1 protein-coding gene is annotated in these 244 nt (G+C 61.9%); it reads left to right on the top strand.

Annotated elements, in window-relative coordinates:
• A partial coding sequence (locus tag MFF40_RS28590; RefSeq protein WP_238263204.1) for a hypothetical protein occupies positions 1-181 on the top strand: 181 nt, incomplete at its 5' end.
• Positions 182-244 lie beyond the last annotated feature (63 nt).

Below are 244 nucleotides of genomic sequence, written 5' to 3'. Positions count from 1 at the left end.
GGTCAAGCCCACCAGCGTGAAGGGGCAGGTGAGCGGTGACTTCTTCGACAACACCCACTTCACCGTCGACTGGGACCAGCGCCGGGCCGTCTGTCCCGGCGGCCAGTCCAGCGTTCAGTGGCGAAATGACCGGAGACAACGGCGCACCCCTTACACCCGTCTCCCTTTCGCCCTCCCGTAATGCGTACCCTGCAAACTAACCACCTTGTAGACCGACGACCAGAACGGATGCAATCTGTCTCTG

This window comes from Methylobacterium mesophilicum (assembly GCF_022179445.1).
GTDB classification, from domain to species: Bacteria; Pseudomonadota; Alphaproteobacteria; order Rhizobiales; family Beijerinckiaceae; genus Methylobacterium; species Methylobacterium mesophilicum.
Note: the sequence above shows the minus strand (reverse complement) of the source record. Positions and strands in the feature narration are given on the sequence as shown.